This window comes from Agromyces flavus (assembly GCF_900104685.1).
Taxonomy (GTDB): domain Bacteria; phylum Actinomycetota; class Actinomycetes; order Actinomycetales; family Microbacteriaceae; genus Agromyces; species Agromyces flavus.
The window spans coordinates 2198547-2217390 of the sequence record NZ_LT629755.1; the positions used below are offsets into that span (position 1 = coordinate 2198547).

The 18844-nt window shown below is 72.0% G+C and carries 20 protein-coding genes; 10 read left to right on the forward strand and 10 right to left on the reverse strand.

Annotated elements, in window-relative coordinates; all coding sequences use genetic code 11:
• Nucleotide 1: 1 nt before the first annotated feature.
• Genes BLT99_RS10320 through BLT99_RS10330 form a run of 3 tightly spaced genes read right to left on the reverse strand, consistent with a single transcriptional unit; the run spans nucleotide 2 to nucleotide 2087 of the window.
• Nucleotides 2-553 carry a hypothetical protein gene (locus BLT99_RS10320; RefSeq protein WP_092671896.1) on the reverse strand — a complete coding sequence of 184 codons (552 nt, stop codon included), beginning with the start codon at nucleotides 551-553 and terminating at the stop codon, nucleotides 2-4.
• Between the two features lie 55 nt (nucleotides 554-608).
• On the reverse strand, nucleotides 609-1214 hold the full coding sequence (locus BLT99_RS10325) for a histidine phosphatase family protein (protein ID WP_092671899.1): 606 nt from the start codon (nucleotides 1212-1214) through the stop codon (nucleotides 609-611).
• Nucleotides 1215-1250: 36 nt separating this feature from the next.
• Nucleotides 1251-2087 (reverse strand): hypothetical protein, encoded by an 837-nt coding sequence (locus BLT99_RS10330; RefSeq protein WP_197675486.1) that lies wholly within the window; start codon nucleotides 2085-2087, stop codon nucleotides 1251-1253.
• 181 nt (nucleotides 2088-2268) lie between these two features.
• On the opposite strand from BLT99_RS10330, the gene BLT99_RS10335 reads away from it, so the two are divergent.
• Nucleotides 2269-2877: a dihydrofolate reductase family protein gene (locus tag BLT99_RS10335; protein WP_092671902.1), complete on the forward strand. Its 609-nt coding sequence runs from the start codon at nucleotides 2269-2271 to the stop codon at nucleotides 2875-2877.
• Between the two features lie 3 nt (nucleotides 2878-2880).
• Here the strand turns inward: BLT99_RS10335 and BLT99_RS10340 are convergent, their stop codons facing one another.
• From BLT99_RS10340 to BLT99_RS10350, 3 genes are read right to left on the reverse strand one after another with little or no spacing between them, the layout of a single operon-like run.
• Nucleotides 2881-3303 (reverse strand): VOC family protein, encoded by a 423-nt coding sequence (locus tag BLT99_RS10340; protein ID WP_308208986.1) that lies wholly within the window; start codon nucleotides 3301-3303, stop codon nucleotides 2881-2883.
• Nucleotides 3290-4843: an ATP-dependent DNA ligase gene (locus BLT99_RS10345; RefSeq protein WP_092671908.1), complete on the reverse strand. Its 1554-nt coding sequence runs from the start codon at nucleotides 4841-4843 to the stop codon at nucleotides 3290-3292. The genes BLT99_RS10340 and BLT99_RS10345 overlap by 14 nt, the downstream gene beginning before the upstream one ends.
• 53 nt (nucleotides 4844-4896) lie before the next feature.
• Entirely contained in the window at nucleotides 4897-5337 is a 441-nt protein-coding gene (locus BLT99_RS10350; RefSeq protein ID WP_092671911.1) for a VOC family protein, read from the reverse strand.
• Nucleotides 5338-5555: 218 nt separating this feature from the next.
• Between BLT99_RS10350 and BLT99_RS10355 the strand changes: the two genes are divergently transcribed.
• From BLT99_RS10355 to BLT99_RS10365, 3 genes are all read left to right on the forward strand, one after another.
• Nucleotides 5556-6281: a hemerythrin domain-containing protein gene (locus tag BLT99_RS10355; RefSeq protein ID WP_092671914.1), complete on the forward strand. Its 726-nt coding sequence runs from the start codon at nucleotides 5556-5558 to the stop codon at nucleotides 6279-6281.
• A 123-nt stretch (nucleotides 6282-6404) separates the two neighbouring features.
• Nucleotides 6405-7427, forward strand: coding sequence for a 1-aminocyclopropane-1-carboxylate deaminase (locus BLT99_RS10360; RefSeq protein WP_092671917.1), 1023 nt, complete (start codon nucleotides 6405-6407; stop codon nucleotides 7425-7427).
• A 116-nt stretch (nucleotides 7428-7543) separates the two neighbouring features.
• Nucleotides 7544-8008, forward strand: a complete 465-nt coding sequence (locus tag BLT99_RS10365) for a GNAT family N-acetyltransferase (protein WP_092671920.1) — start codon at nucleotides 7544-7546, stop codon at nucleotides 8006-8008.
• Between the two features lie 81 nt (nucleotides 8009-8089).
• Here BLT99_RS10365 and BLT99_RS17595 read toward each other — a convergent pair whose 3' ends face one another.
• Nucleotides 8090-9346 (reverse strand): DUF2207 domain-containing protein, encoded by a 1257-nt coding sequence (locus BLT99_RS17595; protein ID WP_133988456.1) that lies wholly within the window; start codon nucleotides 9344-9346, stop codon nucleotides 8090-8092.
• A gap of 97 nt (nucleotides 9347-9443) precedes the next feature.
• Here BLT99_RS17595 and BLT99_RS10375 point away from each other — a divergent pair, with 97 nt between their 5' ends.
• The 5 genes from BLT99_RS10375 to BLT99_RS10395 all read left to right on the forward strand — a co-directional run bounded on the left by BLT99_RS10375 (nucleotide 9444) and on the right by BLT99_RS10395 (nucleotide 13374).
• Entirely contained in the window at nucleotides 9444-10325 is an 882-nt protein-coding gene (locus BLT99_RS10375; protein ID WP_092671924.1) for a 3-methyladenine DNA glycosylase, read from the forward strand.
• 48 nt (nucleotides 10326-10373) lie between these two features.
• Entirely contained in the window at nucleotides 10374-10721 is a 348-nt protein-coding gene (locus tag BLT99_RS10380; protein WP_092671927.1) for a hypothetical protein, read from the forward strand.
• A gap of 81 nt (nucleotides 10722-10802) precedes the next feature.
• The gene (locus BLT99_RS10385) at nucleotides 10803-11579 is read left to right on the forward strand and encodes a VOC family protein (protein ID WP_092671930.1); all 777 of its coding nucleotides are present in this window, start codon (nucleotides 10803-10805) and stop codon (nucleotides 11577-11579) included.
• On the forward strand, nucleotides 11580-12527 hold the full coding sequence (locus BLT99_RS10390; RefSeq protein ID WP_092671933.1) for an NAD(P)/FAD-dependent oxidoreductase: 948 nt from the start codon (nucleotides 11580-11582) through the stop codon (nucleotides 12525-12527). It begins immediately after the preceding gene.
• 79 nt (nucleotides 12528-12606) lie between these two features.
• On the forward strand, nucleotides 12607-13374 hold the full coding sequence (locus tag BLT99_RS10395; protein WP_229724324.1) for a DUF2306 domain-containing protein: 768 nt from the start codon (nucleotides 12607-12609) through the stop codon (nucleotides 13372-13374).
• Between the two features lie 97 nt (nucleotides 13375-13471).
• Here BLT99_RS10395 and BLT99_RS10400 read toward each other — a convergent pair whose 3' ends face one another.
• A complete protein-coding gene (locus tag BLT99_RS10400; RefSeq protein WP_197675487.1) occupies nucleotides 13472-15751 on the reverse strand; it encodes a glycoside hydrolase family 3 C-terminal domain-containing protein in 2280 nt (759 codons plus the stop codon).
• Nucleotides 15752-15988: 237 nt separating this feature from the next.
• On the opposite strand from BLT99_RS10400, the gene BLT99_RS10405 reads away from it, so the two are divergent.
• Nucleotides 15989-16873, forward strand: a complete 885-nt coding sequence (locus BLT99_RS10405) for a hypothetical protein (protein WP_133988454.1) — start codon at nucleotides 15989-15991, stop codon at nucleotides 16871-16873.
• A 15-nt stretch (nucleotides 16874-16888) separates the two neighbouring features.
• Here the strand turns inward: BLT99_RS10405 and BLT99_RS10410 are convergent, their stop codons facing one another.
• Both BLT99_RS10410 and BLT99_RS10415 read right to left on the reverse strand, forming a co-directional pair.
• Nucleotides 16889-17671 (reverse strand): bestrophin-like domain, encoded by a 783-nt coding sequence (locus BLT99_RS10410; protein ID WP_092671939.1) that lies wholly within the window; start codon nucleotides 17669-17671, stop codon nucleotides 16889-16891.
• A gap of 152 nt (nucleotides 17672-17823) precedes the next feature.
• A complete protein-coding gene (locus BLT99_RS10415) occupies nucleotides 17824-18756 on the reverse strand; it encodes an aldo/keto reductase (RefSeq protein WP_092671942.1) in 933 nt (310 codons plus the stop codon).
• Nucleotides 18757-18844: the final 88 nt, after the last annotated feature.

The window sequence follows — 18844 nt, forward strand, 5'->3', positions numbered from 1 at the left end:
CTCAGGCGGCACCGGGAAGGCCGGGCCCGACGCGATCGGGAACGGCCTTCACGACCGTCGGCAGCCAGTCGCGCACCTCGGGCCACGCCCGGGCGGTCGGCAATCGGCGGATGAGGCCTGCGAGCGGCGCCTCCCCCGGCGCCCAGGGGATGACGCGACTCGGCGACGCGGCGGCCAGCACCCCGAGCCACCAGTGCAGCCACGTACCCTGCAGCGACTCGGGTTCGAGCACGACGTAGTAGTCCGGCACACGCAGCTGATGCCGCGCGACCTGGTCGATCACCTGGTCGATCTCGAGCTGCAGCACCCCGAGCGTCGATCGCTCGTCGTAGAACTCGACCCATGCCGAGGCGACGTGGCCGAGCGGATCACGGTCGTGCACGACGAACGGCGCGTGCGACGTGCTCGACCACGTGACGACCTCGGCGTCGGTGGCATCCGGCATCTCGGCGAAGCTGGCGCTCTCGACGTTCGCGAACCCCGCGAGCGAATCGATCGCGCTCGTCGACTCGTCGCCGACGACGACGAGGGTGGTGCTGCCGGGACCCTCCATTTCCGGATTGTACGTCCGGATCGTGGCGCGGCGGCAGGGCCGAAGGGCGGGTCGGTCAGGCCGCCAGTTCGACGGCGAGCAGCGACGGCAGCACCTCGGCGAACGGCGCGCCGCCCACGGTGCGCACTCGCCACGAGGCATCGGCCGCGCGCTCGAGCTCGGACATCGCGAGGTTGTCGAGCCTCGGGTAGCTGCTCGCCTCGTGCCCGCTGAGCTCGCCGAGCACGTGACGGATGAGCGTGCCGTGCGCGACCGCGAGCACCCGGGCACCGGCGTGGTCGACCGTGATCCGCTCGAGCGCCCGCACCCCCCGCGGTCCGACCTCGGCGTCGGGCTCCTTGCCCTCGAACGCGCGACCCGGCCAGCGGACGTCGATCTCGGAGACCGGCGTCCCCTCGGCGGCACCGAAGTCCTGCTCGACGAGATCGTGGTACGCCCCGGCCACCGGGAGGTCGAGGCCACGTGCCAGGATGGCGGCGGTCTCGCGCGCGCGTCCGAGGGTCGAACTCACCACGAGGTCCCACTCCGCCGGGTCGATCAGCGCCACGGCCGCCTCGGCCTGCGCTCGCCCGGTGTCGTTCAACGGGATGTCGGTGCGCCCCTGCATCACTCCGCGGAGGTTCCAGTCGGTCTGTCCATGGCGGATGAGGGCGAGCTGCATGTCCTCCAGCCTAGGCTCGGCCTGCTGGGCGGATGCTCAACCCGGATCACCCAGCGGGCCGGTGCCGGTGCCGTCGGGGACCGTGCGCACGTCGACGAGCTCCTCGCGGCCGCTCCCGCCCGCGACATCCAGCGCGAGCAGCGGGCCGAGGTCGCGCGCGTAGAACTTGTACTCGACGACATCGGGTTCGAGGGCGTTCGTGTCGCGCGTCACGAGCACGTCGTCGTACGCGCCGTACGGCGCCTCGGCGCGCTCGCCGACCCGCAGGACCTCGCCCTCGTCCTCGGCCTCGCCCTCGAGGTACTCCTGCCGATACGACTGCCCCGGCTTCGGGTCCGCTGGCAGCAGCACGCCCGCCTGCGCGCCGTCGACACCCGCCTCGAACGAACCCTCGGTCGTGGCGATCTCGCCGTCCTCGAACTCGGCGGTGTCCTCGCCGAGGTACCAGACCGATCCGTCGTCGCGCTGCGCGTACCAGTCGAAGGTGTCCTCGACGATCTCGTCGCCCTGGTACACGGTGTCGCGGACGACGCGCGCGGTGACGCCGTTGGCGATCTCGCGGGTGTCGGTCGTCGCCGTCACCACGACGCGCAGCGTCTCACCGTCTCCGTCGAGCTCCCGGTACTCCCACTGGGTGCCCGGCTCCATGGGCCAGTACGGATGGTCGATGTCGGCCGAGAACTCGGCGGGGTCGAGCTCGACCGTCTCGCCGCCCTGCGGCAGGTCGCCCGCGGACGGGCTCGCGGCCGGGGTGCCGGCCGTGCAGGCCGACAGCGCGAGGACGGCCGCGGCGACGGCGGCAGGAGCAGCGACCGCGGCCCGGACGGCGGCCCGGCGCGCGGGGCCCGATGAATGCGATTGTGGAGCGCGCATGAGGTGCCTCCCCGACGCGGCTCGCGACGCTCCCGCGGAGTGCGCGACCGGGTGGCCCGTGACGAACGGCCCGGCGCATCGACTCTACGCTTGCACCCCGGTGGCCGAAAGGCTCCCCCTGATCGCCCCTCGACGCCGCCCGCGCACGACGCTAGCGTGGCGCGCGGAGGGGAGCATCACCATGGGAATCGTCGCGGTCGACCTGTTCATCACCCTTGACGGGGTCTACCAGGCCCCCGGGGGCCCGGAGGAGGACCCGTCGGACGGATTCGAGTACGGCGGATGGCAGGCGCCCTACTTCGACGACGAGTCCGGCGCGGTCATCGGCGCGGGGATCGACCGGCTCGACGCGCTACTGCTCGGCCGGAAGACGTACGACATCTTCGCCGACTACTGGCCGAAGCACACCGACACGCCGATCGGGGCGAAGTTCGAGGAGGTGCCGAAGTTCGTCGCGTCGCGCACGCTCACCGATCCGACGTGGGCGCGCACCACGGTCGTGACGGACATCGCCGCCGAGATCCCCGCCATCAAGGAACGCTTCGAGGAGATCCACGTGATCGGCAGCGGCGCGCTCGCCCGCTCACTGCTGGCGGCCGACCTCGTGGATCGGCTCAACCTGTACCTATACCCCATCGTCTTCGGGGCTGGGAAGCGGCTGTTCGACACCGGCACGGTGCCGGCGGCGTTCTCGCTCGCCCAGCAGCCGATCGCGTTCCCCAAGGGGGCCGTCTCGCTGGTCTACGAACGCGCGGGCGTGCCGGTCACCGGCATCCAGATCGACGAGTAGGACTCAGCGCTCGTCGAGCTCCTGGAAGAGCGTGAGTTGGAGGTCGGCAGGCCCGCGGAGCCGCGCGTTGATCGAGCGCCACGGCGTCTCGCGGGCCGAGGCCTCGAGGTCGGCACCGGCATCGACGAGGTCGTCGGCGACGGCCGCGGCATCGTCGACCTCGAGGGCGACGCGGAGCCGGTCGCTGGGACCGCCGTCGGTCTCGACGCGGTCGATGAAGCGGACTTGCGCGGGGTTCGACAGCTCGAGCGTGGCGCGCCCGGCGTCGAGGATCACGACGCGCGCGCCCTCGTCGCCGTCGTACGACTCCTGCTCGGGCATGCCGAGCACGTCGCGGTAGAACGCCACCGCCGCCTCGAGATCCTCGGCCTCGACGACCAGCCTGAGCTGCCGCACGCGACCCGTTGCCGCCTCATGCGCCATCATCCGCTCCCTCCGCCGCACCGCCGCGGAGCAGTGCCCGCAACGTCTGGATCGTGTCGGCCTCGTCGGGCCGCTTGTCGTCGCGGTAGCGCTTGACGCGCGCGAACCGGAGCGCGATGCCGCCCGGATACCGGCTCGAGCGTTGCACGCCGTCGAGTGCGATCTCGACGACCGTGACGGGCTCGAGCCAGACGGTGTTGGCGGTCCGACGCGTCTCGATCTCGGGGAAGTGCTCGGTCTGCCAGCGAAGGAGGTCGTCGGTCAGGCCCTTGAAGGTCTTGCCCACCATGACGAACCCGCCCGGCTCGCCGAACTCGCCGACCGGGTCGAGCGCGCCGAGGTGGAGGTTGGAGAGCCAACCGGTGCGCCGGCCCGAACCCCACTCGGCGGCGAGGACGACCAGGTCGTAGGTGTGCACCGGCTTGACCTTGATCCAGCTCGCCCCGCGCCGGCCCGCCGCGTACGGCGCGTCGACGCCCTTGACGACAACGCCTTCGTGGCCGGCCGCGAGCGCGTCGCGCGCGATGCCCTCGGCAACCTCGGGGTCATCGGTGACCTCGCCGGGGATGCGATGCGGGCCGGCGACGCGCTCGAGCTCGCGGAGCCGATCAGTCAGGGGCTCGTCGAGCAGGTCGCGTCCGTCGACGTGGAGCACGTCGAAGAACCACGGATGCAGCAGCACCTCGCGCGCGGCCTCGGCGCCGAAGCGCGACATCGTGTCCTGGAAGGGACGCGGCGCGCCCCCCTCGTCGAGCGCGAGCGTCTCGCCGTCGAGGATGAGGTCGTTCGCGGGCATGCCGCGCACCACCTCGACGACCTCGGGAAGGCGGTGCGTGATGTCGGCGAGGTTGCGCGTGTAGACGCGCACGTCGTCGCCCGAGCGATGCACCTGGATGCGGGCGCCGTCGAGCTTGTACTCGACCGAGGCACGGCCCACCTGCTCGAGCGCCGCGGCCGCGCTCGGGGCGGTGCCGGCGAGCATCGGTTGCACCGGGCGCCCGACCACGAGTCCGATCGACTCGAGGTCGCCGGGCGCGCCCGTGAGCGCCACGCGCGCGGTCTCGCCGAGGTCGCCCGACAGCATCGCGGCGCGGCGCACGACCTCGCCGGGGCGGTCGGCCGCCCTGGCGATCGCGTCGGTGAGCACGCCCTCGAGCGCGCCGGTGCGGAGCTCGCCGAGGATGACGCGGCTCACGAAGTCCTGCTCGCGAGTCGTGGCCCGCGAGCCCAGTTCGCGCAGGATGCGGGCGCGCTCGGTCGCGGAGCCGGCACCGGACGCCGAGGCCAGCCGTTCGAGCGCGCGGTCGACGTCGAGGATCGTGAGCGTCGCGACATCGGCCGGGTCGCCCATGGCTCCGGTGAGCCCGCGCCATCCGACGCCCACCCGACCCTGACGGGGCTTGGCGGTGAGGAAGCCCACGGCGGGCAGGATCTCGTCGGGCTCGAGTCGGCCGAGGAGCGTCGCGAGCGCATCGACCTTCGCGAGGCGCGACCGCGTGGACGCGACCCGCTCGGCGGTGGCGACCAGCTCGTCGAGCAGCACCCGCCCAGTCTGGCACCGGCCGCCGACACCGGCCGAGTCGAGGCCGGCAGCGGTCAGGGGGTTGCGTCGGGACCCATCGCCGTGGTGCCGTCGGAGAGGACCGGCGAGATGAGCCCGATGAGGTTGTGGTCGGGGTCGAGGAGGTACCCGCCGCGACCGATGCCCGGCCAGTCGGCAGCGGCCAGGGCCTCGGTGCCGCCGAGTTCGACTCCGCGCCGCATCAGACCGTCGATGTCGTCGACGCCGACCACGATGTTGCAGCCGTTGACGGGCGCGCCGACCTCGGGCGCCGGACCCTCGCGCCGGGTGAGGCCGCCGTTGATGCCCATGCCGGGCTGCCCGGCGGTGTTGCCGATGGCGCCCTCACCGGTCTCGATCACCCAGTAGTCGTCGCCGTACTGGGTGAAGCTCCACCCGAGCAGCTCGGAGTAGTAGTCGATGAGCTGCTGCGGCTCGGACGCGTGGATCTCGAAGTGCACGACGAGGTTGGCCATGATGCCTCCTTGATTCGGCTGCGTGCGGCGGGCCACCGTCGGCACCACCGCGCTCGGATGCGCCTCACGCTACGCGCGCGCTCCGACATCGAGAAGGGCCGGCTGCGCCGCGGCGCTCACCCGAACGGGGTTCTTGTCGCCCCCGAGGGCGGCCGATATGTTCGCGCTCGACGGCGTGGCCGGCATCGAGGTCGGCGCGTCCGCCTGGAGGTTGGCCGATGTCCGATTTCTTCACCATGCGCGAGGGCGAGACCGCCGCGCCCGTTCCCGACGGCCCCGTGCTGTGCCCGGCGACCCCGGCCATGCGCCGTGTCCACCGGGTCTTCCTGTGGGCGTACGGGGAGGCACCGGGGCTCGCGCGCTCCGCAGCCGACGGCGACACCGAACGTTCCCGGTACGTCGGCGACGTGCTCGGCAACTTCGACAAGCTCCTGCACGTGCACCACGAGGGCGAGGACCTCTTCATGTACCCGCAGCTGGGGGAACGCGCTCCAGGGTGCGAGTTGCACATCGCGCAGATGCTGGCGCAGCACGAGGAGGTCAAGGGAGTCCTCGACGAGCTCGCGCCGATTCGGGAGCAGTGGCGCGACACGGCCGACGCGGCGCTCGGCGACCAGCTCGCAGCCGGGTACGAGCGACTGTCGGCCATGCTGCAGGTGCATCTCCGCCGCGAGGTGACCGAGGTGACGCCGGCGGTCGAGAAGGTGCTCACCCAGGAGGAGTTCGAGAAGCTCGCGAGCCACGGGGTCGACGCCTTCGAGAAGAAGGTGGTGCTCGCCTACCTCGGCATGATCCTCGCGACGAATCCGCCAGGCGACCAGCGGGAGTTCCTCGCCGAGATGCCGTTGCCGATCCGGCTGGCGTACCGCCTCGTCGGCAAGCGGCTGTATCGCGAGCAGTACTCGACGCTGTTCCCCGGTCGCGAGATCCCGCAGACGATCTAGCCGCGGCGACCCGGTCGGCTGGCCGCACGCTTGACGGATGTCGCGCCATCCGCTGCAATATATTGCATGCCGCCCCTGGTCGAGCGAGCCCCCCTCCCCGACCGCACCGACCGAAGGAGCCCCATGGCCCTCGCCGACTTCCCCCGCCACCAGCTGACGTTCGGCCCCAGCCCGATCCACCCGGTCGACCGGCTCAGCGCCCACCTCGGCGGCGCCCGCGTCTGGATGAAGCGCGAGGACGTGAACAGCGGCCTCGCGTTCGGCGGCAACAAGACCCGCAAGCTCGAGTACCTCGTACCGGACGCGCTCGCGAAGGGCGCCGACACGCTCGTGTCGATCGGCGGCGTGCAGTCCAACCACACGCGCCAGGTCGCGGCCGTCGCCGCGCACCTCGGCATGAAGGCCGTGCTGGTGCAGGAGCACTGGGTCGACTGGCCCGACTCCGTGAACGACCGCGTGGGCAACATCCTGCTCTCACGCCTGATGGGCGCCGACGTGCGCCTCTCCTCCGCGGGCTTCAGCATCGGGTTCCGCGAGTCGTGGAAGCAGGCGATCGCCGACGTCGAGACGGCCGGCGGCACGCCGTACGCGATCCCGGCCGGCGCATCCGACCACCCCCTCGGCGGGCTCGGCTTCGCGAACTGGGCGCACGAGGTCGCCGCGCAGGAGGAGGCGCTCGGCGTCTTCTTCGACACCATCGTGGTGTGCTCCGTCACGGGTTCGACGCACGCCGGCATGATCGCCGGCTTCGCCGACCTCGAGCACAACTTCGGCGGCCGGCCACGCCGCGTCATCGGCATCGACGCCTCGGCGAAGATCGACGAGACCCGCGACCAGGTGGCGCGCATCGCTCGCGACACGGCGGCGACGATCGGCCTCGGCCGCGACATCCGCGACGACGAGATCACGGTGCTCGAGGGCTGGGCGGGCGACCACTACGGCATCCCGGTCGAGTCGACCGACGAGGCCATGCGTCTCACGGGGAGCCTCGAGGGCGTCATCCTGGACCCGGTCTACGAGGGCAAGTCGATGGCCGGCCTGATCGAGCTGGTCTCGAGCGGCGACATCCCGAGGGACTCGAACGTGCTCTACGCCCACCTCGGCGGCCAGCCCGCCCTGAACGCCTACAGCGGCCGCTACCACTGAGCCGGGGCCAGCCCCGGCTCGCCAGGTGACGCGAAACGTTGCTCGCGCCAGCACGAGGAGCAGAACGCGTCACCTGGCGACACGCCGGCACCGACCTGGCCTGCGAGGATGGGCGGATGACCGACGGGATCCGCTGCTCGTCCGACGCCGCCGAGCTCGACCGAGCCGTGGTGCACGAATGGCTGTCGCAGCACGCCTACTGGGCGCTCGACCGGCCGCGACAGGTGCAGGATGCCGCGATCGACGCGTCTCGCAACTACGGCGCCTACGACACGACGACCGGTGCGCAGCTCGGCTACGCGCGCGTGGTCACCGACGGCGTCACCTTCGCGTGGCTCTGCGACGTCATCGTCGACCCCGGCGCGCGCGGACGCGGAGTGGGCGTCGAGCTCGTCGGCTTCGTGCTCGCGGATCTCGAACCGCTCGGGCTCAAGCGCATCGCGCTCGCGACCGGCGACGCCCACGGACTGTACGCACGCTACGGCTTCACGCCGCTCCCGCATCCCGAGCAGTGGATGATCCGCGAGGCCGTCCCGCCCGTCAACGACTCGGTCGTGGTCGGCGAGCGAACCGCCACGTGAGGTGACTCGGAACGCTCCCGACACGGCCCTGAGACGCATGTTGCGTCACCTCGCGACACGTCGACGGATGGCGGGACGGGGTCAGCTGCCGCCGTCGCCGCCTCCTCCCCCGCCGCCATCGAAGCCGCCGCCGTCGAAGCCTCCCCCGAAAGCCCCTCCGTCGCCCCAGTCCCCGATGGCCCCGTCGCCGCCGTCGCCGACACCGGCCCAGAGCCCGCGCTCCCCCATCGTCGTGAGGCGGTACGCCTGGAACTCCGCGAGCGCCTCCTCGTCGGACGCCGTGACCGCCGGCGGCGTCGCTCGTGCGAACCCGAGGCGCAGGGCGGCGATGCAGGACTCGAGACGTTCCGCGGAGAAGGGGTGATCGCACCGGTACCAGTCGGGCACGGCCTTCGTCTGCTGGACGAGCTCGGCGAACCGCGCGATCACGTCGGCGCGATCGAACAGGACCGCCCACGGGAGCAGCCGAGCGCCCTCGGAGAGGGTGCCGAACGTCGGGGACAACAGCCGCTCCGGCTGCGATCGCTCCCGGAGGTCGATGCCTGCCGGATCCAGCGCTCCCATCCGCAACCTGATCATGATCCAGACCATGAACCCGACCAGGCCCGTCACGATCGCGATCCCGGCGAGCACGTATCCCTCTCCGGTCTGCAGTCCGTAGCCGGCGATCGCGAACCCGCCCACGACGGCGATGGTGTTGCCGAGGACGAAGGCGATGCGCCAGCGCCGCGGGATGACGTCCATGAAGCGCCGCCTCGCGCTCGCCGTCCCGACCGCCCAGGTCGTGCGGAGCTCGGGCATCATGTCGGACCTCAGCCGTGCCGGGACGCGGAGCGCCGCGTGCGGCGCGGCACCTCCGAAGAGGGCGCGCGCGACCCCGGCATCGTCCGCGTCCACCTCGCTCGCGCGATCCAGGTCCGGGCCGTCCGCGCGGCGCTCGACCCAGATCCTCCGTCCACCCGGCGAGTCATCGCCGGGCGAGGTGACCCCGCCCTCATCGACGATGCGCAGCACCCCCTCGATCGCAAGGCGGAGCACGGCAGCCGCCAGCCACCGCTCCCGGCCCATGCCGGTCACGAAGATGACCGCGATCAGGCCCGCCTGGTCGGGTGCGACGGCGACATCAGGCCCGTTCGCGATCGAGCCTCTCCACCACAGCACGCCGACGACGATCATCGCCACGATCGTGCCGACCGCGATCAGGACGATGAGATCCGCGACCGGGAGCGGCAGCACCGCCCCGGCGGCCACTGCCGCGGGCGATCCGACCCCTTCACCGGTGTCTGCTGCCGCACCGATTCCGAGCTGCGGCAGGGCCGGGACGAACGAGCGTCCCACGAGCTCAGGGTACCGCTCGGCCCCATCCGCGAATTCCCCGCGTTCGGGGGCGGGCGGGGCGGATGGCGCGCCCAGCCGCGGCGCCTATCCTCGTCGGGTGACCCCGACCGCTCCCACCGCGTCCGCGACCGTGCTCGCCGTGGACGAGTGGCGCGCGCGCGAGGAGGCCCACGCCGATTGCGCCGACGCGCTCACGACGGGCCATCGGGCGCGCCGGGCGCGGGGTGAGTCGCATCCCATCGAGGACTTCCTCTTCACGTACTACTCGTACTCCCCCTCGCTGCTGCGTCGGTGGCACCCGGGCGCGGGCGTCGAGCTCGCGGATGCCGCGGGCACCCCGCGCGCGGAGTGGCGCTGGTACGCGCGGGGCGCGACATCCGCCGGCCTGATCGTCGACGTCGAGGCGATGCTGCGCGAGAAGGGGCCGCAGCTGCGGGCGGTCGAGCGGATGCTGCGGCGCACGGCGGCGAGGCCCGGCCGGTTCGGCTGCTTCGGCCTGCACGAGTGGGCAATGGTCTACCGGCAGGGCGAGCATCGCCACCCGGTGCCGCTGCGCCTCGGCCAGGCCGCGACCGACGAGGTCGTCGAGGCCCACGACGTGCGCTGCACGCACTTCGACGCGTTCCGGTTCTTCACGCCCGACGCGGTGCCGCGCAACCGGTTCGCGCCCACGCGCGCATCCCAGCCGGAACTCGAGCAGCCCGGGTGCCTGCACGCCGGCATGGACGTGTACAAGTGGGCGGTCAAGCTCGGCCCGCTCGTGCCGGGTGAATTGCTGCTCGACGCGTTCGAGCTCGCCCGCGACATCCGGTACCTCGATATGCAGGCCTCGCCGTACGACATGGCGCCGTGGGGCGGCGAGCCCGTACGCATCGAGACGCCCGAGGGCAAGGCGGAGTACGTCCGTCGGCAGCGCGGGTTCGCCGAGCGCGGCAACGCCCTGCGCGAGCGCATCCTCGAGGCGTGGTCCGCATCCTGACCAGGGCCGCCCTTGTCGCGTGTCGGTGGTGCGTCGTAGCGTCGGCCCATGGACGATCGAGACCGCGGGCGGGCACGCCTCGACGAGATCGCGCCCGAGTTCCTCGGCCGGCCCGGGGTCGGCTTCGGGCGCATGTTCGGCTCCGACGGCTTGTCGATCCGGGGCAAGTTCTTCGCGTTCACCGCGCACACGGGCGACCTCGTCGTGAAGCTCGACCGCGACCGCATCGGCGAGCTCGGCCTCGACAACATGGTCATGCGCGGTCGGGCCATGGCCGAGTGGGCGGTCGTGCCGCTCGCCGAGAGCGCCGATCGCTGGCGGGCCGTCGCCGAGGAGGGGCTCGCCTTCGTCGACTCGATCACCCCGGGGGCCGCCGATGACGCGCCGACCGCGTGAGCGCGCGCGGTGTTAGCATCGCGCTCGACGGCAGCCCGTGCTGGCGCCGCCGATGCCGATCGCACCCGACAGGAGCCGCGCATGCCCGGACCCGATGACCTCGTCGCCGGTGCGCCGGCCTGGGTCGACGTGACCACGACCGACCTCGAGCGCACGGTCGCGTTCTACCAGGCCCTCTTCGGCTGGACCGCCGAACACGGCGACGACCGCGACGGCGGTTACGTCACGTTCCGCCACGACGGCGAGCGCGTCGCGGGTGCGGCGCGGCGGCAGGAGTCCGATCCGGCGCCGCCGCACTGGACCGTCTACCTGCTCACGTACAACGCCGCCGCGACGAGCGAGCGCATCGCCGAGGCCGGCGGCACCGTCCTGTTCGAGCCGCTCGACATCCCCGAGATGGGCGTCATGGGGCTCGCGATCGACGCGACCGGGGCCGTGGTCGGGTACTGGCAGCCGGGCGGGCTCGCGGGCTTCGACGCATTCGGCATGGCCGACACCCCGGCCTGGTTCGAGCTCGCCGCGAGCGACTTCGACGCGGCCGAGCGGTTCTACGCGCACGCGTTCCACTGGAGCGTCGACCACGGCGAGGGTGAACCCCGGTACGGCGTCTACACGCACGCGCACCGCAACTACGCGGGCATCCTCGACGCGAAGGAACTGCTGGGCGCCGACCTGCCGCCGTCGTGGAGCGTCGCCTTCGGCGTCGAGGACGTCGAGCGTTCGGTCGAGCGGGCGATCGCCGCCGGCGCGACGCTCGTCGTCCCGCCGTGGGACGTGCCGGCGGGCCGCCGGGCCGGGCTGACCGATCCGACCGGCGCGTACTTCGTCGTCGCATCCGAAGCTGAAGGGGCCGTCTAGATGGGCGGCACGGCCTGGGACGTCGTGATCGTCGGCGGCGGCAGCGCGGGCCTCAGCGCCGCACTCATGCTCGGCCGTTCGCGCCGTCGGGTGCTCGTCGTCGACGGCGGCGAGCCGCGCAACCGGGTCGCGGGCCACATGCACGGCGTGCTCGGGCGCGACCACACCTCTCCGCTCGACCTGCTCGCCGCGGGCCGGTCCGAGCTCGCACGCTACGACGACGTCGCGATCGAGTCCGCGACGGTCGCGTCGGTCACGGCGTCCGACGACGACGAGCCGGCGTTCGAGGTCGTGCTCTCGTCGGGCGAGCGGCACACCGCTCGCCGCATCCTCGTCGCCACCGGCCTGCGCGACCGCCTCCCCGACATCCCCGGGCTGGCCGAGCACTGGGGCACCGGCGTGGTGTCGTGTCCGTACTGCGACGGGTGGGAGGTGCGCGACCGGCGCATCGCGGTGATCCCGACCTCGGCCGCCAACGCGCACCAGGCGCAGCTGCTCCGGCAGCTCTCGTCCGACGTGGCCTTCCACGCGCAGGGCGTCTCGCTGCCTGCCCCGGCCCGGGCATCGCTCGAGGCCCGCGGCATCTCGATCGACGAGCGCGCGATCGCCGAGGTGGTCGCCGACGGCGACGGCCGCGTGCGCGCCATCCGCTACGACGACGGCAGCGAACGCGAGGTCGACGCGATCTTCGTCGCACCGCGTCCGGAGCCGAACGACGAGGTGCTGCAGCAGGTGCGAGCCCGGCGCATGCGGAACGACGGCGTGGACTGGGTGCTCGTCGACGAGGACGGCCGCACGAGCGTGCGCGGCGTGTGGGCCGCCGGCAATGTCGTGACGGCGCGCGCGACCGTGCCGGGTTCGATGGCCGCGGGCAACACGGCGGGCGCCGCCATCAACGCCGACCTCATCGACGCCGACATCCGCGCCGCGGTCGCCGCGGTCGGCTGAGGCGCGGCGGCCAGCCACCTCCGCGATCGGGGGGTTCGCCGCATGTCGGCGTCGAGCGACCCATCGGTACCGTCGGCGCATGACCGCGACCTCGACCCACGCACCCGACGTCGACGCCTCCGCTGAGTCGGGGCACGACCACGTCGGCCGCCCTCGCGGGAACCGACGCATGGGCGCTCGCATCGGCTGGACCTGGGTCCTCCTCAGCTCGCTCGCGATCGCGGCGTTCGCCGTGGTGCCGTACCTCACCGCCCCGCTGGCGGAATCGTCGGGCGGTCTCGCCTCGTCGTACGACGGCCGTCCGGCGCCGGTGCTCGTCGCGCTCTACGTGCACATCGTCGGCGGCGGCCTGGCGCTGGTGCTGGGGCCGCTGCAGTTCTGGCGGCGCCTGCGGACGCGCCATCCGCTCGCCCATCGCTGGATCGGTCGGACCTACCTCGTCGCGGTCGGCGCGGCGGCGATCGCGGGCCTCGTGCTCGCGCCGGTGAACGGGGCCGGCTTGGTGGGGCTCTTCGGGTTCGGGGCGCTCGGCGTGCTGTGGCTGCTGACCGGCTGGCGGGGCTACCGCGCGATCCGGGCGCGGGATGTCGCGAGCCACCGGGCGTGGATGATGCGCAACTTCGCCCTCACGTACGCCGCCGTCACGCTACGGATCTGGTTGCCGCTGCTCATCGTCGCGCAGATCCCTTCGGCGGGCGCGGGCGGGTTCGATGCGGATGCCGCCTTCGCGAACGCGTACGCCGTGGTGCCGTTCCTCTGCTGTCTGCCGAACCTCATCGTCGCGGAGTGGCTGATCCGGCGCCGCGGGCTGCCGTCGTTCCGACTCGCCCCGCCGGTCGCCGTCTGAACGGGGCGCGGATGGACGACGCCCCTGACGGGCGACGGGCGCCCGACCTCCGGGAGGGAGTCGGACGCCCGTCGCGGTCGTTCACCGCGTCACTGCGTCAGCCGAGGCCGTTCGCAGCGGCCGACGGCATGGTGATGTTCGGCTGGAGCGCCTTCGAGAGCGGCAGGTCACGCGAGGACGAGCCCACCGCGACCTCGTAGCGGCCCTTCGGCACGAGCCAGGCGTCCGCGTCCTCGTCCCAGATCGAGAAGGGCTGGTTGCTCGCGGCCGAGTCGATCACGAGCTCGACGCGCGTGCTCTCGCCTGCGGCGAGCTCGATGCGGTCGAACCCGACGAGGCGCTTGCCCGGCTCGTGCGCGGACGCCGGCAGCGTCAGGTACACCTGCGGGATCTCGGCGCCGTCGCGGTCGCCGGTGTTGGCGATCGTGAACGAGACGGTCACGGCAGCCCCGTCCGAGCGGCGGTCGACCGCCACGTCGAGGTCGGAGTACTCGAACGACGTGTACGACAGGCCATGGCCGAACTCGAACAGCGGCTCGATGCCCTGTTCGTCGTACCACTTGTAGCCGACCTCGAGACCCTCGGAGTACTCGACCTGGCGGATGCCGGACTCGTCGACGATCCCCGGGTACTGCTCGGGCGTGCTCGTCGGAGTGTCGGCGACCGACTTCGGGAAGGTCATCGGCAGCTTGCCCGACGGGTTGACGTCACCCCAGAGCAGGCCCGCGAGTGCAGGGCCGAACTGCTCGCCCGAGTGCCACGCGTGCAGCACGGCGTCGACGTCATCGATCCAGGGCATCTCGACGGCGCTGCCGGCGTTCAGCACGGCGACGGTGCGATCGGATGCCGCGGCCACCGCCTCGATGAGCGCGTCGCCGTTCGCATCGAGGTGCAGGTCGGCCAGGTCGGTCGTTTCGCCCATCGTGTAGTGGCCGAAGACGATCGAGACATCCGCCTGCTCGGCGACGGACGCCGCCTGCGCGAGGTCGGCGCCGTTGGCGTAGAGGACCTCGCCGCCCGCCTGCTCGACGCGCTCGGTGATGCTCGTGAGCGGGTCGACGATCGCGTCGCAGTTCAACGCGGTGCCGCGGATGAACACGAGGTACCAGGCGCAGCCGGTCTTGGCGCTGACGTTGCCGGTGGCGGTCTTCGAGGCGGTCTGGCCGATGACGGCGACGGTGGGCGCGTCATCCGAGAGCGGCAGCACCTCGCCGTCGTTCTTCAGCAGCACGGTGCTCTGCTCGGCGATCTCCCGTGCGAGCGCCTTGTGCTCGGCCGTGGACACGTTCGGGATCGCGGTCGCGGGGACCGGGTGGTCGAACAGGCCCTTCTCGATGTAGGTGTGCACCACGTCGAACGCGGCCTGATCGATCTGCGCCTGCGTGATGTCGCCGGCCTTCAGGGCCGCGTCGAGGCGTGCCGGGGTGTACCAGACCGGGCGGTTGAGCTCCTGGTCGAGGCCGGCGTCCATGGATGCGACGGTCGAGTGCACCGAGCCGAAGTCGCTCATCACGTAGCCGTCGAATCCGGCCTGCTCCCCGAGGCTGGTGGTGAGGATGGGGTTCTCGCACGCGTACACGCCGTTGACCTGGTTGTACGAGCACATCACGCTGCCCGGGTCGGACTCCTTCACCGCGATCTCGTACGGCAGGTCGTAGACCTGGCGCAGGGTGCGCTCGTCCATGTTCGACGAGCTCTCCTCGCGGTCGGTCTCCTGCTCGTTCGCGACGTAGTGCTTCAGGTTGGCGACGACCGGCTTGTCGGCATTGCCGTGCTCGAGCCCGCGGACGTTGGCGGCGGCCATGAGGCCGGAGAGCAGCGGGTCCTCGCCGAAGTACTCCGAGCCGCGGCCCGAGAGCGGGGTGCGGCCGCTCGCGATGCCCGGGCCGAGGACGACCGCGCTGCGGCTGTCGAACGACTCGCTTCCGTGGGCGACCGCCTTCTCCTCGCCGAGCTCGAGGTTCCAGGTGGACGCCACGGCGATCGGGCCGGGCCAGGCCGTGGTGCCGGCCTTCCCGTAGACGCCGTCGGGTCCGTTGGCGTAGATGACGACCGGCGTGCAGGCGAGCTGGGCCGGGTAAACCACGGGCGCCTCACCGGTCATGCCGGCGGGCCAGGTGGTCCGGGTCGGGTCGTTCGCCGGCTGCTCCACGAGCCAGCGGTACTTCTGGTGCTGCGAGCTCGCGGCGAGGAGCGCGTCGGCACGCTCCTCCGAGCTCGTGGCGGTGTCCATCCACGGCACCGTCGAGCAGTCCTCGGCCGCGGCCGGCATGCCGGCTGCGGCGATCATCCCGCTCGAGGCGATGACCGCACCGGTGACGAGCGCCGCGAGGCGCCGCCGCGATCGGGCGCGCGGCCCGTCGTGAATCCGGCTCATCTGCATCGTGTGTTCCCTCTCCGTCGAAGGTGGATCGCGAAGCGACGCCGGCATGTCCCGGCGTCGCCAGTCTTTGTAGACCGATCTACACTGTAGACCGATCCACAGTTTGGCACGTTTCAAAAGTCGCCCGCAAGCCCCCGCCTCGGATGTGTCGGCGCTGGCCCTGCTGTCCCCCGGGCACCGGACCCCCTCCTCCGATTGGGCATGCTCGGCGTCATCCGTCATGCTCGAAGGATGCGCCCTACCGCATCGCGCCTCCGCCTCACCGCTATCGCGGCGCTCGTCGCCGTCGCGCTCTCGGGGTGCGCTGCGCCGGCCGCCGACGAGCCGCCGGCCGATCCCGAGGCGCAGCTGAAGGCCGACCTCGCCGAGTTGCCGGCGGTGGCGTCCGTCGAGATCGGCGGCATGGAGCCCGCCGACGAGAACCCCCGCTACACGACCGTCACGTTCGAGGCCGACGCCGAGCGCGACGACGTGCTCGCGACGGCCGAGCAGGTGCCGGGCATCGCGGCAGGCCTCGCCTGGGAGGACCCGATCACGCTGACCGCCGAGGCGCCCGAGTCATCCGCCGCCGCCGAGGCGACCTTCGTCGAGCCCTGGTGGTCGTTCGAGATCACGCCCGAGACGGATGCCGCGACCTCCGGCGCCACGGTCAGCGGCCTCCTCGACGCCGCCGAGGTCGAGGGCGTCGTCGGCCTCGCGTTCATCGACGGGTGGCCGTACGCGGCCCTGCTCGAGCCCGATCGCGTCGCCGATCGCTTCGACGCGCTCATGGAGACGCCGCTCTTCGCGCAGGGCGGGTCGTTCGCGTTGCGCTCGGAGCAGCCCCTGTTGCGCTTCTCGCACATCGAGGGCGTCACCTCGCGCGCGCTCATCGACGAGCTCGTCGCGCTCACCGGCGAGTACCCGCACGCCGAGGTGCTGCTCGAGGGGCCGCAGCATCCGAAGCTCTACATCGCCCGCGTCACCACGGCCGAGGCCGAGGCGATCGCGGCTCGCCTCGTCGCTCCCGGACTCAGGGACGGCCTCGACGAGGGCTCGGGCGCAGTGCCCTGGCAGATCACGTCGCCCGACGGCGACGGCTCGGGATTCTGGGAGGGCGAGGTCGGCGCGGGCTGAGGGCCGCGCCATCCGTCACTCGACGATCTGCACGTAGACGCGTTCGTAGGCGCCCGCGTCGACCGCCACCGTGCCGGCGTACGGGAAGTCCATGTCGGCGGTCACGAAGATGACGAGGCCGATGAAGAGTGCGAGCAGGCCGGCCATGAGCACGTGCATGCGCTTGCCGTCGACGTAGATCAGCCCGATCAGGACGGCGTTCACGGCGGCGCCGACCCAGATGACGACCCAGATCAGGGTGGGCAGTGAGAGCGCGGTGGCGTCGAGGCGCTCCCGGCGCTCCTCGACGAAGAGGTCGAACGCCTCGAGCACCTGCTTGTACTCCATCTGCTCGCTCATCGTCTCGGCCTCGAACGAGTGCATGACCTCCTCGATGGCATCGACCTCGTCGAGGCTGGCATCGGGCAGCACGCCCTCGCGCTGGAGGGGGAAGTCCTCCTCGATCACGGCGACCAGGTAGTCGTCGATGAGCTCTCGCATGGGCTCGCCGACCTCGTCGGGCAACGCGGTCGTGGCGCGGTAGAACGCACCGATCTGACCGACCTCCTCGACCGTCGCGTCGCGCGTCGCCGCGTAGTTCTCGTACACCGAGACCGCCACGAGCGCGAGCAGGATGCCGAAGAACATGCCGAACGTGCCGATCACGTGTCCGAGCGTGCGGTCCCATTCGCCGCGATCCTTGACCAGGCGTCGCACCAGGGGCCGCAGCGCGAGCACGATCAGGCACGAGGCGAGGACGAATCCGCCGACGAAGAGCGGCAGGGTGATCCAGATGCTCGCGTTGGTGAACCAGGTCACGCCGCCCCTCCCCCCGGATCAGCGCGGGACGGGCGCGCGCACACCCGTCGACGCGGCACAGCCTAGGACCGGAGCCGTGCCTCCGCCAGACCCCGAGCGGGGCGCGGGCGATGGGCCGGTTGCTGGGGCGTGACGGTTCGGTTCGCCGAGCGTCAGGGCACGCGGTACCCCGCCGTGCGCACGAGCTCGTACCACTCCCCACGCGTGAGCGGGATGTCGGACCCCTTTGCCGCCGCCGCCACGCGTGAGGGGGTCGTGGTGCCGAGCACGACCTGCATGTCGGCCGGATGGCGCGTGATCCACGCCGTCGCGATCGCGATGGGCGGCACGTCGTACTTCGCGGCGAGGCGGTCGATCACGGCGTTGAGCTCGGGGTACTCGGGCGAGTCGAGGAACACGCCCGTGAAGAACCCCGCCTGGAACGGCGACCACGCCTGGATCGTGATGTCGTGCAGTCGGCAGTAGTCCACGACGCCGAGGTCGAGGCTCATCGATTGCTCGACGCCCTGCATGTTCGCGGCGAGGCCCTGCGCGACCGACGGCGCGTGCGTGACCGACAACTGGATCTGGTTGGCGACGATGGGCTGCGTCACCGACTTCTTGAGGAGCTCGATCTGCCCCGGCGTGTGGTTCGAGACCCCGAAGTGCCGCACCTTCCCGGATGCCTCGAGCTCGTCGAACGCACGCGCGACCTCGTCGGGCTCGACCAGGGCGTCCGGACGGTGCAGCAGCAGCACGTCGATCCGGTCGGTGTCGAGCGCCCGAAGCGAGCCCTCGACCGAGTCGATGATGTGCTCGTACGAGAAGTCGAAGCCCCACGGCTCCTTCACGATCCCGCACTTGGTCTGGATGGTGATCTCGTCGCGCTCCGACGCGGTCAGGTGCAGCGCCTCGGCGAACCGTCGCTCGCATTCGTGGAGCGGATCGCCGTAGATGTCGGCGTGGTCGAAGAAGTCGATGCCCGCGTCGCGGGCCGTCCCCACGAGCTCGCGCACCGCGTCATCCGTCATCTGCTGGATGCGCATCATGCCGAGCACGACGTTGGGGGCGGCGAGTTCGGTGCCGCCGAGCCGGATGGTCTTCATGGGTCTGGCTCCTCGCTCGTCGGGGGGTGCCCACTCACCCTAGGACGCGAACGCGTCGGCCGCCGCTTCGCGGGCGGCCAGCTGGCCT

Excerpts from the sequence above, each read along its gene's own strand:
- BLT99_RS10385 (WP_092671930.1), top strand. The coding sequence starts at position 10,803 with ATGCCCGGACCCGATGACCTCGTCGCCGGTGCGCCGGCCTGGGTCGAC.
- BLT99_RS10405 (WP_133988454.1), top strand. The coding sequence starts at position 15,989 with ATGCGCCCTACCGCATCGCGCCTCCGCCTCACCGCTATCGCGGCGCTC.
- BLT99_RS10400 (WP_197675487.1), bottom strand. The coding sequence starts at position 15,751 with ATGAGCCGGATTCACGACGGGCCGCGCGCCCGATCGCGGCGGCGCCTC.
- BLT99_RS10390 (WP_092671933.1), top strand. The coding sequence starts at position 11,580 with ATGGGCGGCACGGCCTGGGACGTCGTGATCGTCGGCGGCGGCAGCGCG.
- BLT99_RS10325 (WP_092671899.1), bottom strand. The coding sequence starts at position 1,214 with ATGCAGCTCGCCCTCATCCGCCATGGACAGACCGACTGGAACCTCCGC.
- BLT99_RS10355 (WP_092671914.1), top strand. The coding sequence starts at position 5,556 with ATGTCCGATTTCTTCACCATGCGCGAGGGCGAGACCGCCGCGCCCGTT.
- BLT99_RS10360 (WP_092671917.1), top strand. The coding sequence starts at position 6,405 with ATGGCCCTCGCCGACTTCCCCCGCCACCAGCTGACGTTCGGCCCCAGC.
- BLT99_RS10335 (WP_092671902.1), top strand. The coding sequence starts at position 2,269 with ATGGGAATCGTCGCGGTCGACCTGTTCATCACCCTTGACGGGGTCTAC.
- BLT99_RS10330 (WP_197675486.1), bottom strand. The coding sequence starts at position 2,087 with ATGCGCGCTCCACAATCGCATTCATCGGGCCCCGCGCGCCGGGCCGCC.
- BLT99_RS10415 (WP_092671942.1), bottom strand. The coding sequence starts at position 18,756 with ATGAAGACCATCCGGCTCGGCGGCACCGAACTCGCCGCCCCCAACGTC.
- BLT99_RS10395 (WP_229724324.1), top strand. The coding sequence starts at position 12,607 with ATGACCGCGACCTCGACCCACGCACCCGACGTCGACGCCTCCGCTGAG.
- BLT99_RS10320 (WP_092671896.1), bottom strand. The coding sequence starts at position 553 with ATGGAGGGTCCCGGCAGCACCACCCTCGTCGTCGTCGGCGACGAGTCG.
- BLT99_RS10365 (WP_092671920.1), top strand. The coding sequence starts at position 7,544 with ATGACCGACGGGATCCGCTGCTCGTCCGACGCCGCCGAGCTCGACCGA.
- BLT99_RS10350 (WP_092671911.1), bottom strand. The coding sequence starts at position 5,337 with ATGGCCAACCTCGTCGTGCACTTCGAGATCCACGCGTCCGAGCCGCAG.
- BLT99_RS10340 (WP_308208986.1), bottom strand. The coding sequence starts at position 3,303 with ATGATGGCGCATGAGGCGGCAACGGGTCGCGTGCGGCAGCTCAGGCTG.
- BLT99_RS10380 (WP_092671927.1), top strand. The coding sequence starts at position 10,374 with ATGGACGATCGAGACCGCGGGCGGGCACGCCTCGACGAGATCGCGCCC.